Origin of the sequence: Streptococcus vestibularis, assembly GCF_900636445.1 — a bacterium.
GTDB lineage: Bacteria > Bacillota > Bacilli > Lactobacillales > Streptococcaceae > Streptococcus > Streptococcus vestibularis.
Map to the genome: position 1 here is coordinate 1,820,991 of NZ_LR134275.1, position 17,321 is coordinate 1,838,311.

Annotated in this window: 11 protein-coding genes; 1 reads left to right on the top strand and 10 read right to left on the bottom strand. The window is 41.0% G+C overall.

Annotation, left to right across the window (positions count from 1 at the left end):
- Positions 1-73: 73 nt before the first annotated feature.
- A complete protein-coding gene (gene pbp1b, locus EL076_RS09190; protein ID WP_126430092.1) occupies positions 74-2,497 on the bottom strand; it encodes a penicillin-binding protein PBP1B in 2,424 nt (807 codons plus the stop codon).
- 101 nt (positions 2,498-2,598) lie between these two features.
- Here pbp1b and tyrS point away from each other — a divergent pair, with 101 nt between their 5' ends.
- On the top strand, positions 2,599-3,855 hold the full coding sequence (tyrS, locus tag EL076_RS09195; RefSeq protein WP_003092098.1) for a tyrosine--tRNA ligase: 1,257 nt from the start codon (positions 2,599-2,601) through the stop codon (positions 3,853-3,855).
- Positions 3,856-3,977: 122 nt separating this feature from the next.
- On the opposite strand, the gene ilvC is transcribed toward tyrS, so the two are convergent.
- The 9 genes from ilvC to adhE all read right to left on the bottom strand — a co-directional run bounded on the left by ilvC (position 3,978) and on the right by adhE (position 17,271).
- Positions 3,978-5,000 carry a ketol-acid reductoisomerase gene (gene ilvC, locus EL076_RS09200; RefSeq protein ID WP_002887024.1) on the bottom strand — a complete coding sequence of 341 codons (1,023 nt, stop codon included), beginning with the start codon at positions 4,998-5,000 and terminating at the stop codon, positions 3,978-3,980.
- Positions 5,001-5,075: 75 nt separating this feature from the next.
- A complete protein-coding gene (gene ilvN / locus EL076_RS09205) occupies positions 5,076-5,552 on the bottom strand; it encodes an acetolactate synthase small subunit (RefSeq protein ID WP_002887025.1) in 477 nt (158 codons plus the stop codon).
- Positions 5,545-7,245 carry an acetolactate synthase large subunit gene (locus EL076_RS09210; protein WP_117646821.1) on the bottom strand — a complete coding sequence of 567 codons (1,701 nt, stop codon included), beginning with the start codon at positions 7,243-7,245 and terminating at the stop codon, positions 5,545-5,547. Before EL076_RS09210 ends, ilvN begins: the two co-directional genes overlap by 8 nt.
- Positions 7,246-7,378: 133 nt before the next feature.
- Positions 7,379-9,100 (bottom strand): dihydroxy-acid dehydratase, encoded by a 1,722-nt coding sequence (gene ilvD / locus EL076_RS09215; RefSeq protein ID WP_126430093.1) that lies wholly within the window; start codon positions 9,098-9,100, stop codon positions 7,379-7,381.
- A 169-nt stretch (positions 9,101-9,269) separates the two neighbouring features.
- Positions 9,270-10,937, bottom strand: coding sequence for a DAK2 domain-containing protein (locus tag EL076_RS09220; protein ID WP_003091966.1), 1,668 nt, complete (start codon positions 10,935-10,937; stop codon positions 9,270-9,272).
- Positions 10,937-11,302 (bottom strand): Asp23/Gls24 family envelope stress response protein, encoded by a 366-nt coding sequence (locus tag EL076_RS09225; RefSeq protein ID WP_003092032.1) that lies wholly within the window; start codon positions 11,300-11,302, stop codon positions 10,937-10,939. Before EL076_RS09225 ends, EL076_RS09220 begins: the two co-directional genes overlap by 1 nt.
- 111 nt (positions 11,303-11,413) lie before the next feature.
- Entirely contained in the window at positions 11,414-12,700 is a 1,287-nt protein-coding gene (locus EL076_RS09230; RefSeq protein WP_003091866.1) for an MATE family efflux transporter, read from the bottom strand.
- A gap of 60 nt (positions 12,701-12,760) precedes the next feature.
- Positions 12,761-14,245 carry a threonine synthase gene (thrC, locus tag EL076_RS09235; RefSeq protein ID WP_003092008.1) on the bottom strand — a complete coding sequence of 495 codons (1,485 nt, stop codon included), beginning with the start codon at positions 14,243-14,245 and terminating at the stop codon, positions 12,761-12,763.
- Between the two features lie 437 nt (positions 14,246-14,682).
- Entirely contained in the window at positions 14,683-17,271 is a 2,589-nt protein-coding gene (gene adhE, locus EL076_RS09240) for a bifunctional acetaldehyde-CoA/alcohol dehydrogenase (protein WP_126430094.1), read from the bottom strand.
- Positions 17,272-17,321: the final 50 nt, after the last annotated feature.

Below are 17,321 nucleotides of genomic sequence, written 5' to 3' on the forward strand. Positions count from 1 at the left end.
CCAAATAAGACGACAAATAGTTGTCTATATTATACCTAATTTTTTGCTTTTTTGCAAGTTTTCTTGGTAATTCCTAATGTCCTTCAAGAATGCTAGACCAGGCTTTTTGATAGTCACTGTCAGTTCCACCAATAGCAAATTTGTAGGTTGTATCCCCAGGCCCATTTTTAGCCCAATAAGTATCAACCATTTCACCACTTACAGAAACATTACGACCATTGACAGACACTGTTGCTGGTTTAAGGCCTGTTGATTTGAGCACACTTGCCTTAATGGCACTTGAATCGATATTAAACTTATCTCCCGTTTTAAAAATACTCGGATTAGCATTGTAGATGGCGGAAGTTAAACGAGCCATATATTGCGCATTGTAGGTGTAACCCGTTTTAGAATTGGTAGGTGCATTGTCATCATAACCAGCCCAACCTCCAAGGGTAATACCAGGCGTCGATACTATCAACCAAGCATCCGCAAAGTTATCTGTCGTTCCTGTTTTACCCATCCAGTCAGCTGAGGCTGCTGCACCATTGACATTTTTCAACTCAGAATAAAATTGGGTTGTCGCTCCTTTAACCACAACTTCCTTGAGCAGGTTATCCATAATGCTAGCCGTAGCTCTTGAAAAGACCCGAACCCCTTCAGATTTATGCTGATAGATAACTTCGCCAGTCCGGTCAGTAATACTATCAATCATATGGCCCTTCTCATAGACACCACCATTTGAAAGCATTTGATAGGCATTTACCTGTTGGGCAACCGTGGTTTCAATCCCTCCACCAAGAGGTAGACTCTCGATATTGTAGTTAGCAATCTTATAACCCATCTTGGTCATATAGCCCTCAACGTCAACATCATGACGTTGAAGCATTTGATAAGTCCAAAAGGCTGGAATGTTCCATGAGGTATTGAGTGCTTCTTGAAGATTCATCATAGCTGTACCCTTATCACCATCATGGAGAATAGGCGTTCCACCCGTAAAATTAGTTGGGTAGTTAGAAAGGATACTTGAGCTACCCATCAAACCTTGATCAATAGCAATTCCATAAGCGATAATAGGCTTAATAGAAGATCCAGGAGAACGAGCAGTATCAAAGGCATGGTTATTCTGGTTATTCTCATAATTACGACCACCGACAAATCCTAAGATTGCTCCAGTCGCATTATCCATGAGCACATTTCCGACTTCAACTCCACTATTTCCACCTTGGTCGAGGAGGCCACCATATTGAGTCGCAGTATCTTGCATCGCATTATAGACAGCATTGTCAATAGTTGTCTTAACGCTGTAGCCACCAGTTTGTAGCTCTTGTAGGGCCCTCTCACGGTAGGCTTCCTTGGTCTTATCATTTTTTAAATCTTGACTCGACACCTTGTCACGTTTAACGAGATAATCATACATGACATCCTGAGCCTCAGACATGACAGAATAGTACAAATAGTCATGACTTACAGCATCAGACTTCTCACCAGCCTTGAAATCTTTAGTGATATCATAATCCTTATAGCTTTCATACTGCGACTTATCTAGATAGCCACCGCGATAAAGATTGTAGAGTACATCTTGTTGACGTGCCAAGCCATAAGAAAGATCCTCTGCGTTTTTTAATTGTCCATCAGCTGTATAAGGTGAGTAGACAATCGGGCTCTGTGGCAAACCTGCCAGATAGGCCGCCTGAGGAACTGTCAAACCCGCAGCAGAGACCCCAAAAATCCCTTGTGCAGCCTCTTCAATACCAGCAATATTTTTCCCCTTGTTGTTACGACCAAAAGGAGAAACATTCAGATAATCAGTTAAAATTTCATTTTTGGAAGCGCGACGCTCCAATTGTAAAGCATAGATAATCTCTGCCGCCTTACGTTTGAAGGTTGGTGCATCTCCTGTTACCTGTTGCTTGATTAACTGTTGAGTCAGAGTTGAACCACCACTTGAAGAGCCAACTCCCAAAACTGATGATACCAACGCCCTAAAAACTGCCTTTGGTACAACACCCTTATGCTTTTTAAAATTTTCATCCTCAGTCGCAATGATGGCATTTTTGACATTGTTAGAAATCGCATCACTCTCAATAGGTGTTCTCAGCAAGTCAGTGTCAATATCCGCAATCTTCTTGGAATCGGAATAGCTCATCGAAGATACCAAACTAACCTCACTAATCTGATTCAACAAGGTTTTGTCCTTAATCGATGGAACAGACTCAATTTGACTCCCCAGATAACCCAAACCAATTCCTGCACCGAATAGGGTAAGGACGATAATAACCACATAAAAGAAATCAGACAAGAGCTTTAATGTCTTTAAAAAAACATCAGCCATGTCTAAGAGTGTCATTCCATCCTCAGGCGACTTCCGTGCTTGCTTACGATTCCACTTAGATCCAGTCGTAGCTTTCCTTTCTTTAAAAGATTTATCCCCTCTTTTAGACCTAGAACCAGCGAACTTTGTACGAATAGTCTGCCCTAGTCGCCTAAAATAATTTATTATTTTTTCAAAATTCATAGAAATACCTCAAAGCCTATTATAACAAACTTTGACAAAGCTTGCATAGGGTTGCTTTCTTTTGGTATAATGGTGCAGAATATACTTTACTGGAGAATATCATGACAATTTTTGAAGAACTAAAAGCACGTGGCTTGATTTTTCAAACCACTGATGAAGAAGCCCTTGTAAAAGCCTTTGAAGAGGGACCAGTCTCATACTACACTGGTTATGACCCAACAGCAGACAGTCTCCACCTTGGACACCTTGTCGCTATCCTTACTAGTCGTCGCCTTCAATTGGCTGGCCACAAACCTTACGCCCTTGTTGGGGGTGCGACAGGTTTGATTGGTGACCCATCATTTAAAGATGCTGAGCGTAGCCTCCAAACCAAAGAAACCGTTGAAGGTTGGGTAGAAAAAATCCAAGGCCAACTCTCTCGCTTCCTTGATTTTGAAAATGGTGACAACAAAGCCGTTATGGTCAACAACTATGACTGGTTTGGTTCAGTTAGCTTCATCGATTTCTTGCGTGATGTCGGTAAATACTTCACAGTTAACTACATGATGAGCAAGGAATCTGTTAAGAAACGTATCGAAACAGGTATCTCTTACACTGAGTTCGCTTACCAAATTATGCAAGGTTACGACTTCTATGAACTCAATGATAAATATGGCGTAACCCTCCAAATTGGTGGTTCTGACCAATGGGGTAACATGACAGCAGGTACTGAGCTATTGCGTCGTAAAGCGGACAAATCTGGACACGTTATCACAGTTCCACTTATCACAGATTCAACCGGTAAAAAATTCGGTAAATCTGAAGGTAACGCTGTCTGGCTTGACGCTACTAAGACAACACCTTACGAAATGTACCAATTCTGGCTTAACGTTATGGACGATGACGCCGTTCGTTTCTTGAAAATTTTCACTTTCTTGTCACTTGAAGAAATCGAAGAAATCGGTAAAGAATTTGACCAAGCTCGTCACCAACGTTTAGCACAAAAGGTTCTGGCTCGCGAAGTTGTTACTTTGGTTCACGGTAAAGAAGCCTATGAACAAGCTGTTCACATCACTGAACAACTCTTCGCTGGTAACCTTAAAGCTCTCTCAGCACGTGACCTTAAAGTTGCCCTTAACGGTGTCCCAACATATGAAATTTCAGCAGATGAAAATCTGAACATCGTTGAACTTCTCGTCAATGCAAAAATTTCACCATCTAAACGTCAAGCACGTGAAGATGTCCAAAACGGCGCTATCTACATCAACGGTGAACGTGTACAAGACCTGGATTACACTCTCTCAGATACAGATAAAATTGATAATGAAATTACTGTTATCCGTCGTGGTAAGAAGAAAAACTTTGTCTTGACTTACTAATTTATAGCTATTCTCACTCCTTAATGGAGTGAGTTTTTTATCCAAAAAAAGCAGTCGGATTCCCAACTACTCTCTTCAGAACACAAAAAACCAGTACTAGACTGGTTTTTGAGACTATCACATTAGTTATAGATTTTGAATGCGTCATCGTCATTTTGACCAACGAATGGCATTGCTTTACGCAATTCAGCACCAATCTTTTCAATTTCAAGCTCTTCAGCTTCTTTACGGTAAGCTTTCAAACGTGGGAAGCCAGCATCATGGTCTTCAACGAATTCACGTGCAAATTTACCTGATTGGATATCCGCAAGGGCAGCTTTCATGTTTTCTTTGACTTCTGGACCGATGACACGTGGACCAGTTACAAAGTCACCAAATTCTGCAGTATTTGAACATGATTGACGCATTTTCTTGAATCCACCTTCGTAGATCAAGTCAACGATCAATTTCATTTCGTGAAGCACTTCAAAGTAAGCCAATTGTGGTGCATAGCCTGCTTCAGTCAAGACTTCAAAACCAGCTTCAATAAGATGTGTCAACCCACCCATAAGAACCGCTTGCTCACCAAACAAATCTTCTTCAGTTTCTTCTTTAAATGTTGTTACAAGTAATCCAACACGTGCAGAACCAATACCTTTAGCCCAGTCCATAGCGATGTCTTTAGCATTGCCTGTAGCATCTTGGTATACTGCGTAAAGTGCTGGAACACCAAAGCCTTCTGTATATGTACGGCGTACCAAGTGACCTGGTCCTTTAGGAGCAACCATAAAGACATCAACATCTTTAGGAACCTTGATGAATTCGAAGTGGATGTTAAATCCGTGTGCAAAACCAAGAGCTTTGCCTGCACTCAAGTTTGGCTCAATTTCATCTTTATAGATATCTTTTTGAATTTCATCTGGTGCCAAAACCATAATGATATCAGCCAATTTAGTTGCTTCTGCTACTGTGTAAGTATCAAAACCATCTTCTTTAGCTTTATCAAATGATTTACCTGGACGAACACCGATGATCACATCGTGACCTGAATCACGCAAGTTTTGTGCATGTGCATGACCTTGTGAACCGTAACCGATAACGGCGATTTTTTTACCGTCAAGTGCTGCTACTTTTACGTCTTTTTCATATTCCATTTGAACTGCCATAGTAATATGTCTCTTTTCTAAAAAAATATTTTATTGCCTTTTTAAGGCTGGGTTAACAAATTTAGGTTGGATTTTTTAATCACGGGTAAATCCAGTAGCACCCGTACGAGCGATATTCTTGATTCCGTAAGGACGAATAACTCGTAGAAGCGCCTCGCTCTTTTCAGCATCACCTGTCATCTGGATAGTGATAGAGCTTGGTGCTACATCAACCACCGAAGCACGGAAAGGTTGAATAATCGCCAAGATTTCAGCACGCTTAGAGGTTGGTGCTGATACCTTAACTAGGATAACTTCACGTTCCAAGTGTGGCTGATCCGTGATATCACGGATACGAATCACATCAATCTGACGATTAAGCTGTTTGATGATTTGTTCCACTTCATTTTGAGAATTCACATCAATAATAATCGTAATACGTGAAACGTTAGGATCCTCAGAAGCCCCTACAGAGATACTTTCAATATTAACTTGACGTCGTGAAAGAACACCTGTGAAGCGGTTAAGGACACCCGAACGGTTCTGAAGTTTAGCTGTTAACATTCTACGCATTGAACTTCACCCCCAACATTTCGTGATTACTCTTACCAGCCGGAACGATTGGCAAGACATGCTCTTTACGAGAGATATCCACCTCGATAAACATTGGCACGTCTTCCTTGATAACTTCCAAATCCTGATCAATTGTCTCTGGATTATCAAACTTGTAAGACTTAATGCCGTAAGCTTGAGCCATCAATTGGAAATCCGGAAGAGTATCAAAGACAGACTCTGATGTACGCCCTTCGTAGAAGGACTCTTGCCATTGACGTACCATACCAAGCGAGTGATTGTTCAACATAACAACCTTGATTGGCACCTTGTAAATATTTAAGATAGCCAATTCTTGGTTCGTCATTTGGAAACCACCATCACCAACAAAGAGGATAACTTCTTTATCAGGATTAGCAATTTTGGCACCAATTGCTGCTGGGACACCGAATCCCATTGTTCCAAGACCACCTGAGGTCACCAATTGACGCTCATTTTGGTATGGATAATACTGAGCTGTCCACATTTGATGTTGACCAACGTCAGTAACAACAACGGCGTCACCCTTAGTCAATTCACCAATACGCTCGATAACTGACTGAGGCTGTACCATACGTTCTTTCTTATCGTAAGAACGTACACGCTCTTTGTCTTTTGTAACTTTTTCAATCCATTTTTCAGTGTTATTCTGAACTACCGGTTCTGCTAAGAGCATTTCAAGGGCTTGTTTAGCATCACCAACAACCGGAAGGTCCACTGCAATAATTTTACCAATCTCAGCTGGATCTACATCAATATGGACAACCTTAGCATTTTTAGCAAATGTTTTAGGATTACCTGTCAAACGATCATCAAAACGACAACCAATGGCAATCATAAAGTCAGCATCGGTCATAGCAATGTTAGCCGCATATGAACCGTGCATACCACCCATCCCCAAGAAAAGGGGATGACTAGTAGCAATTGTCCCTTGTCCTAGAAGACTTGTAACAACTGGGATTTGGTAGCGCTCTGCAAAAGCAACTAGCTCCTTAGCAGATTCAGAATAAGACACCCCACCTCCAGCTACAATAACCGGCTTTTTAGCTTTCCCCAACTGCTTCAAGATTTTCTTGATTTGCATTTCGTTTGGTCTTAGCGTCGGTTGGTAACTTGGAAGATTAATTTCAGGATCATTGATGAAGGCTGTTTCCTTAGCTACGACATCTTTAGGGAGGTCGATAACAACTGGACCAGGACGACCAGTTGTTGCGATATGAACCGCTTCTCGAATAATACGAGGAATATCAGCCGTATCACGAATCTGGTAGTTGTATTTGGTAATTGGCATGGTAATTCCGACAATGTCAGCCTCTTGGAAGGCATCCTTACCAATACCTGATGTTGCTACCTGACCTGTAAAGACCAGGAGAGGTACACTATCACTCATAGCATCTGCAATCCCGGTAATAGCATTCGTTGCACCGGGACCACTCGTTACAAGAGCAACACCAAGTTTACCAGTTGATTTAGCATAACCTTCAGCTTCGTGCAGACTTCCTTGCTCATGACGAGACAAAATATGATTAATCTCTTCATTTTTGTAAATAGCATCATACAAAGGAAGAACCGCTCCGCCAGGATACCCAAAAATAGTTGAAATCCCAAGTTCAAGAAGTGTATCAAGAATCAAATCAGCACCAGAGCGTGCTTCTTCAAGTTCAATTTTCTCCACATGGACCTCCTTTAGCAATTGTTTTTTTCGAATTGTCTAAAAATTCAAAACCTTGTATACTATAATAACATTTTTAACTAAATTTGCAAGGGTTTCAGAGAAAAATATCACAAACTCTTCGGAAATAATATTCTTAGTTTTTTTCTTGTGCTTTACGTTCTGCTTTACGTTCTTCAAATTCTTCATCACTCATCAGAGTTCCACCGACATTAGCTGATTTAGCAAAAGCAGTGTAACGGTGCAACCATCCACTTGAGATCTTAGATTTGAAAGGTTTCAAATGTTTACGGCGTGCTTCAAGTGTCGCATCATCTACGAGCAAATCAATGGTACGGTTGGGAAGATCAATCACAATTTCATCCCCATCTTCAATCAGAGCGATATTGCCACCTTCCGCAGCTTCTGGAGATACGTGACCAATAGCAATACCACGAGTTGCTCCTGAGAAACGACCATCAGTAATCAGAGCAACATCCTTACCAAGACCGCGGCCTACAATCTTAGAGGTTGGCGCTAACATCTCTGGCATACCAGGACCACCCTGAGGGCCTTCGTAACGAATGACAACAACATGGCCCTTCTTAACCGTTCCATTATCAATCAATTCAAGGGCTTGAGCTTGTGAATCACAACAAATGGCTTTACCACGGAAAGTTTTAACGGATGGATCTACACCACCAACCTTGATAACAGCCCCATCCTGAGCAATATTTCCATAAAGGATAGACAAACCGCCAACCGGTGAAATAGGTTGCTCGATTGGATGGATAATTTCTTCATTTTTGATTTCAGCACCAGCTACATTTTCTTTTAAGGTTTTACCAGTAACCGTAATACGATCACCCTTAATGGCACCTTTCTTAATCAACTGATTAATAATTGCTGGAACACCACCTGCTTCATGTACATCATGCATGGTATAGATGCTGGAAGGAGCAATTTTAGAGAGATAAGGTGTCTTCTTAGCAATCTCATTGATGTCCTTAAGGTCATAGTCAATACCAGCCTCACGCGCAATAGCAAGGGTATGAAGAACGGTATTGGTTGAACCACCCATGGCCATATCTAGAGCAAAAGCATCATCGATGGCTTCTTTGGTCACAATATCACGTGGGCGAACATTATTTTTGATGTTATCCATTAATTTTGTGGCTGCTTGACGAACCAATTCACGACGTTCGTCTGAAACGGCTAGGATAGTACCGTTACCTGGAAGGGCAAGACCCAAAACTTCCATCAAACAGTTCATTGAATTGGCAGTAAACATTCCTGAACATGAACCACAAGTCGGACAGGCATTTTTCTCTAAATAATCAAGCTCTTCTTTGCTCATATCTCCAGCCTGATAAGTACCTACAGCTTCAAACAAGCTTGATAAAGTAGCCTGATGACCAGTCATATCAACTCCACCCTTCATAGGTCCACCTGAACAGAATACCGCTGGCACATTAGTACGCATGGCTGCCAAAATCATTCCTGGTGTAATCTTATCACAGTTTGGGATATAGAACACACCGTCAAACCAGTGGGCATTAATAACAGTCTCTGCAGCATCAGCAATTAATTCTCGTGAAGGAAGGCTGTAACGCATCCCAATATGTCCCATGGCAATCCCGTCATCTACACCAATGGTATTAAACTCAAAAGGAATACCACCAGCTTCACGGATAGCCTCCTTGGCAATATCCGCTAATTCACGTAGGTGGACATGTCCTGGAACAATATCAATATAAGAATTACAAATAGCAATAAAGGGCTTTTGCATATCCTTAGAAGATTTAACCTGTCCAGTCGCATACAAAAGTCCACGTGCAGGTGCTTTATCAACACCAACTTTGATCATATCACTTCTCATGACCTTACCTTCAATCTATAAAATTTCTTACAACATATGTTACCACTTTGGAAAGTAATGTCAAGGAATTTTCAGAATATTTCTGTAATTCCGAAAAAATGGCTTTACAGTATCGAAACGATCTAAATAAAAAGGAAGCCCTAAGACTTCCTAAATGATTATTTTTAAATTATTCAACGCTAAAGAGGTATGGATACACAGGTTGGTCCCCTTGGAAGATTTCAACTTCAATATCTTCGTGAGCCTCTTCCAATTTTTCCGCAAGTGCTTGAGCTTGTTCTTGATTACCTTCTTCGCCGACGTAAATCATAACAATTTCACTGTCTTCGTCAATCATCTTGTCAAAGGTATCAAGAAGGGCTTGATCCATATCTGGTGTGGATACAAGAATCTTACCGTCTACCATACCAAGGATATCATTTTCATGAATCTCAAGACCATCAATAGTTGTGTCACGTACTGCCAAAGTCACGCTACCACTTGTTACATCTGAAAGACTAACTGTCATAGCTTCAACATTAGCTTCGATACTTTGGCTAGGATCAAAAGCAAGCAAGCTTGTAAAGCCTTGTGGAACTGTACGTGTTTCAACAACAGCCGCATTAACATCCACTACTTCAGCAGCTGATTGTGCTGCCATAAAGATGTTTTTATTATTTGGCAAGATGATAACATTCTTGGCATTAACCTGCTCAATGGCCTTAACGATATCCTCCGTCGATGGGTTCATTGTTTGACCACCTGAAATCACATAGTCAACACCTTGTGATTTGAAGATATCTGCAAGTCCATCTCCGGCAACAACTGCAATAAGGGCAAAGTCTTTAGGAGTAGAAGGCGCAGTTTGAATGGCTTCTGCTTTTTGAACTTGTGCATCGTGTTGATTACGCATGTTGTCAACCTTAACTTTGACAAGAGCACCATATTTAAGACCTTCTTGCATGACAAGACCTGGATCCTCTGTATGGACGTGAACTTTTACAATTTCATCGTCGTTAACAACAAGGAGAGAATCCCCAAGATTACTCAAATAATTTTGGAACTCTTCATAATCAAAGTCTTTCACATAAGTTGGACCTTGTTTGAGACCAACCATGATTTCCGTACAGTACCCGAAGGTAATATCTTCTGTTGCAACATGACCTGCAACTGACTTATGATGTTCTGCATTGATCATCTCTGTCATAGTAGCAGGTGTCGCTTGGAAGTCCTCTGAAGCGATATACTCACCTGTGAGGGCTGACAAGAAACCTTCATAAATAAAGACCAAACCTTGACCACCTGAGTCTACTACACCAACTTCTTTCAAAACTGGAAGCATCTCTGGTGTCTTAGCCAAGGCAGCCTTAGCCCCATCAAGAGCTGCACGCATAACCTCAACAGCATCATTAGTAGATTCAGATTTCTTAACCGCTGCTGAAGCTGCACCACGTGATACTGTAAGGATTGTTCCTTCGACAGGTTTCATAACAGCTTTATACGCAACTTCAACACCTGATTGGAAGGCGTGAGCTAGATCTTGGCCGTCAAGTTCCGTTTTATCCTTGATGCTTTGACCAAAACCACGGAACAATTGTGACGTAATAACACCTGAGTTACCGCGGGCACCCATCAAGAGACCTTTAGACAAAATCTGACCAACTTCACCAACTGTTGAAGCTGTTTGATCTGCGACAGCCTTGGCTCCGTTATCCATAGTCATTCCCATGTTTGTTCCAGTATCTCCATCTGGTACTGGGAAGACATTGAGTGAATTCACATATTCTGCTTGCTTACCTAGACGTGTTGCTGCCGCTTGGACCATCTCCTGAAGCAAGCTTGTTGTAATTTTAGACACTAGTTTTCTCCTACGACTTTGATATTTTGAACGTAAACATTTACTGTTTCAGTCTTGATACCGAGTTGATTCTCAAGATTAAATTTCACACGTTCTTGAATATTTTTTGAAACCTCACTAATCTTAACACCGTAACTCATAACAGTGTAAACATCCACAGTGATACCTGCATCAGTAGATTTCACGACAACTCCTTTTGCGTAGTTTTCTTTTCCAAGAAGTGCTTGAAAATTATCTCGGATAGCACTCTTACTTGCCATACCGACAACGCCAAAAATTTCTGTTGCTGAACCGCCAACTACTGTTGCGATGACATCATCTGACAATTCGATTTGACCATCTTTTGTATTGATTTTTACAGTCATAATTACTACCTCAAAAAGTTTTTATCAGCTTATTTTACCATATTCGAGCTTACTTGTAAAAAATAAGAAGAAGATACCCTTTGAATAAAAGTATCTCCTCAATATTTATCATTAAAACTTTCTCTTTATGAGATAACGACGGTACATCACATAGAGGAAGACCGCACGCCATACATTATCAACAACGGTTGCAATCCAAACACCTGCCAGGCCCATTCCCAAACTCACTCCTAGGAAGTAGCCTGAGAAAATTCGGATTAGCCACATCCCAATAGTTGTCGCATAGAAAGGTATCTTAGCCTTACCCAGACCTTGCCAAACTGCTGTGTAGACTAAAGTCGCCGAAGTCACGGGATTTCCTAGGAACGAATAAAGAATAACGACCTGACTAGCAGCAATAGCTGCTTTATTATCTGTAAAGAAGCTTGACAATCCTTGGCCAAAAAATAAGATGCTTCCGGAAACCAAAACCATCAAGAAGGTTGAAATCCAATAAGACTCTCGTATTATACGCTTCATCTGCGCCTTATCCCCTCGCCCCAGACTATTGGCAACCAAGATAACTGTAGCCGTGGCGACTCCCATACCAGGCATATAGTTAAACTGAGTGAGGTTTTCACCAATGGCGTTACCACCGACAACGGCTGTACCAAAGGTAACAATAATAGCCACAATGACCACATCTCCAGCACGCATCATCAGTCGTTCACCTGCTGCTGGCAGAGCAATTCCCAACAACTCCTTGTTAAAAGGTTTGGTAACTTCAAACTGTTTCACATCCAATTTCATTGCAGTCCATAGTATGGCTGTCCCAACTAGGCGAGAACAAACCGTAGCTGTAGCTACCCCAATAATCCCCCAATGTCCAACAAAAATAGCCAAAGAAGATAGAAGAGCGTTAAGAAGATTGGTCAGAAGACTGACGACCATGGAAATACGAGGACGTCCCTTGGCTCGTAGTATATTACCAAAGGTAGTCATCAAAGCTAGAAATACCACACCTCCACCGACTAGAGCCAAATAGAGACTGCCAGCCTGGGTCACAGATTGCTCAGTGCCCAGAAGATTGAGAATGGATCCACCAACAAAAATGGAGAGTAGACCCAAGACGATACTAAGAGCAAGGGTAATAATAATAGCATCCCAGGTATCTCTGTTAGTCGCTTTAACGTCTCCTTTTCCTAAGCTTCTAGCAATGACACTGGCACTCGAAGCTCCCAGCGCAATGAAGATAGCCTGATAAATCGTAATGATATTATTGGCCACGGAAACCCCCGATATAGCAACAATACCAACCTGAGCTACTAGGTAAGAATCGACAACCCCCATCAACATTTGTAAGAGGTTTTCAGCCATAGCCGGTAAGGCTATGTTTAAAATTTTCTTTGTTTCTGTCATAACATTTTCTTTTATATTGATAAAAATAGGGCTGATTTCTCAGCTCCTATTTTTTTATTCTTATACACCAAGATAGCTTTCAACTGCTTTTTGCATATCAGCTGCCGCAACAACTGTTTTATGGCGAACTTCTGCATGTTCAAGTCCATCTACAGCAGCTGGGATAGCTACACCTGAAAGTTGGTGCAAATCTTCTACTGCTTTGAAATCATCCCCACTGTCTTTACCAGTGACAGCTGAAACAGCCACACGTGGGAATTTGTAAGGGCTAGCTGTTGAAGCGATAACTGTTGGTGTGTGGTCATCTGTCTTTTGAACGTATGCTTCGTAAACAGCTGAGGCAACTGCTGTATGAGGATCTTCGATATATTTGTCTTCATCATAGACACGCTTGATTTCAGCAGCTGTTTCATCCTCAGTTGCAAAACCTGCTGCAAACAAATCAAGAATTTCTTTATCTGCATCAGCCAAAGTATACTCACCCTTAGTCACAAGTGCATCCATAAGCTCTTTAGTCTTAGTAGCATCATTACCAAGAAGGTGGAAAATCAAGCGTTCTAGGTTAGAAGATACCAAAATGTCCATAGAAGGACTTGTTGTTACCTTGAAATCGCGTTTCTTGTCATAAGTACCTGTTGCAAAGAAGTCTGTAAGGACATTATTTTCGTTAGAAGCACAGATTAATTTACCAACTGGGACACCAATTTGACGTGCATAGTAAGCTGCCAAGATGTTACCAAAGTTTCCTGTTGGTACTGTGAAGTTAACCTTATCTCCGTTTTGGATATGACCTGCCTTAACCAACTGCGCATAGGCATACACATAGTAAACCACTTGTGGTACCAAACGACCAACGTTCATTGAGTTAGCTGATGAGAATTGCGTATGATGAGCTAACAATTTCTCACGTAAATCAACATCGTTAAACATACGTTTCACATCTGTTTGGGCATCATCAAAGTTACCATCAATGGCAATAACGTGCGTATTAGCTCCTGTTTGAGTGGTCATTTGCAATTCTTGGATTTTTGAAACACCGTCTTTTGGATAAAAGACAATGATTTCAGTTCCAGGGACATCTGCAAAACCAGCCATGGCAGCTTTACCAGTATCACCTGATGTCGCTGTCAAAATAACAATCTTGTTATCAACACCTTGTTTCTTCGCTGATGTTGTTAGCAAATAAGGCAAGATTGAAAGCGCCATATCTTTGAAAGCAATGGTAGAACCATGAAAGAGCTCAAGGTTGTAATGGTTTTGAAGTTTGACCACTGGTGCAATAGCAGCTGTATCAAACTTGTCGTCATAAGCATTTGTGATACAGTAATCCAATTCTTCTTCAGTAAAATCATCCAAGAAAGCAGACAAGACTAATTTAGCAACTTCTTGGTAAGAAGCATCTTTCAATCGGTCAAATTCCAAAGTAACTTCAGGTGTTGTTAATGGGGTGAACAAGCCACCATCTGTTGCCAGTCCTTGAAGAATAGCCTGACTAGCTGTTACTTTATTATTTTCGTCACGTGTTGATTGGTATACAAGTGTCATGGTAAATCCTCTTTTTAGATAGTGTGTGGCTTTATTGTAGCATAATTGTCAGAATATTTCTACACGTATTGTGACTTGTGAGAGAATCATTCGGATTTCACTTGTTTAATTTCATTTAAATACCAGAAAAAATCCGGAATTTCTATCCCAGATTTTCTTTTAAAATTTATCTTTGGTGTCATTCTTAGTTGAAAAAGTGACATCTTTTGATTTACCCTCACCGCAATATTCTTTGAGGTTACTGGGTACCTTGATTCTTTTAATTTTTGACCAGGATTGAAGTAAACAGTTACCATCCTATCAGCTTATTATAACAATTCTTAAAGCGTTTTTCTATCTTATTCAGGAAAGTCCTTTATTTTTAGTTTGGATAAACACTCTAATATAGTAGCTTTTAGTAAAAAAGTAGCCCTCATAGAGCTACTTTATACTATCACTTAACCTTTGTAGTCAAAGGCAACTTCGATAATTTCTTTCAATTCTGAAATAAGTGGTTCTTTCGGATTAGCTGTTGTACATTGGTCTTCATAAGCATGTTCAGCCAAAGTATAGACAGTGTCTTGAAGAAGTTTCTTAGTAACACCTTGTCCCTTCCAGTTCATGTCAATACCAACGGCAATACCCAATTCGTATACTTTTTGTGCCAAAACTTCAACCAATTCAGCATCTGATTGTTTGTCAGTACCCCATCCCATGAAACGAGCGATGTCTGCGTAATCCTTGTCTGCACGGAAGTAGTCATATTTAGGGAACATAGCGTGTTTTTGAGGATCACGACCATTGTAACGGATTACGTGAGGCATCAAAATCGCATTGGTACGTCCGTGTGGAATGTCAAACATAGGACCAACCTTGTGAGCTAGTGAGTGGTTGATCCCAAGGAAGGCATTGGCAAAGGCCATACCAGCCATTGTAGACGCATTATGCATTTTTTCACGTGATTCTTCATCACCAAAGCGATAAGAATGTTCAAGATTTTCAAACACAAGTTTAATGGCTTGAAGTGAAAGCCCACGTGTATAGTCGCTAGCCATGACTGATACATAAGATTCAATGGCGTGAGTCAAAACGTCCATACCTGTATCTGCTGTAACGCTAGCAGGCACACTCATAACCAAAGCAGGGTCAACGATGGCAATATCTGGAGTCAAAGCGTAATCTGCCAATGGATACTTGATGTGAGTTTCACTATCAGTGATAACCGCAAATGACGTTACTTCTGAACCTGTCCCTGAAGTTGTTGGGATACAGATAAAGGTTGTCTTCTGAGCGTAAGGAATCTTGTAAGTACGTTTACGGATATCTAAGAATTTTTGTTTAGCGCCGAAGAAGCTTACATCTGGGTGTTCAAAGAACATCCACATAGCCTTAGCAGCGTCCATTGCAGAACCACCACCAAGAGCGATGATAACATCTGGTTGGAAGTCTACAAAGCGTTCTAAACCTTTGTAAACCGTATTCGTAGATGGATTTGGCTCAACATCTGAGAAAACATCTACTGCTGGTTTATGGCGGTTAAGTTCCAATTGGCGTTTAACCAAGTCAGCGTAACCAAACTGAACCATACCAGGGTCACAAACCAACATCACGCGGTCAGCTTCAATGTGACGCAAGTAAGTTATTGAATCTTTTTCGAAAAAGATTTTTGGTGGAACGCGAAACCATTGCATGTTATTGCGACGCTTTGACAATGTCTTTACATTCAAGAGATCAAATGAGCTAACATTGTGTGAAACTGAGTTATGACCGTATGAACCACAACCAAGAGTCAATGATGGAATCATGTTGTTGTAGATATTACCAATACCACCTTCAGCCGATGGGCTATTCACCAAGACACGGCAAGCTTTCATACGGATACCGTATTGAAGTTGGAGCTCTTCATTTTCAGTGTGGATAACAGCTGTATGTCCAAGACCTCCCAAATTGAGCATGCCTTCTGCTTTTTTGAATCCATCCTCAACGCCATCAGATTTGATAAGGGCAAGTACTGGAGACAATTTTTCCAAGGCAAGTGGGTGTTCCATTGTTGCATCTGGAATTTCTGCCAAAAGCATTTTCGTACCTGCAGGTACTTTAAGACCAGCTTTTTCAGCAATTTCCATAGCTGAGTGACCTACAATAGCACCGTTTACAGCTGTACGCGCCTCATTAAGAACGACTTTTTCTAATTTAGCAATATCAGCTTTTTTAGAAATGATGACACATTGATGTGCCTCAAATTCTGCCTTAACTTCATCATAAATAGCTGCATCGACGATAGCTGCTTGTTCAGAAGCGCAAATCATACCATTGTCAAAAGTTTTTGAAACGATGATATCGTTGACAGCACGTTTAATCTTAGCATCAGCAGCAATATAAGATGGTACATTCCCAGCTCCTACACCAAGAGCAGGTTTACCAGTTGAATAAGCTGCCTTAACCATACCAGGCCCACCAGTCGCAAGTACTGTGGCAATCTTAGGATGGTTCATCAAAAGACCAGTTGCTTCGATAGATGGCTCTTCAATCCACTGAATACAGTTCTTAGGGGCACCCGCTTCAATAGCTGCATCACGGACGATACGAGCTGCCTCTGCAGATGATTTTTGAGCTGATGGGTGGAAGGCAAAGACGATAGAGTTACGAGTCTTAAGAGCGATAAGGGCTTTGAAAATCGTTGTTGAAGTTGGGTTAGTTGTTGGTGTCACCCCACAGATAACGCCGACTGGCTCAGCGATAGAAACCAAACCTTGTTCTTTATCTTCAGCGATAACGCCTACTGTCCTGTCATATTTAATACTATTCCAAATGTATTCAGAAGCATACATGTTTTTGATGGCTTTATCTTCATAAATACCACGGCCTGTTTCATCAACAGCCAATTTTGCCAAATACATATGTTTATCAAGGGCAGCAATCGCAGCTTGGTGAACAATGTGGTCCACTTGCTCCTGCGTAAAGTTAGACATGGCATCAAGGGCTTCAACCCCTTTTGTTGCCAATTCATCTATTATTGTTTGAACATCTTTAGTTTGTTTAGTCATATGAAACTCCTTTGGATACTTGTTAAAAACTTCACAAGCTTTAACACAAA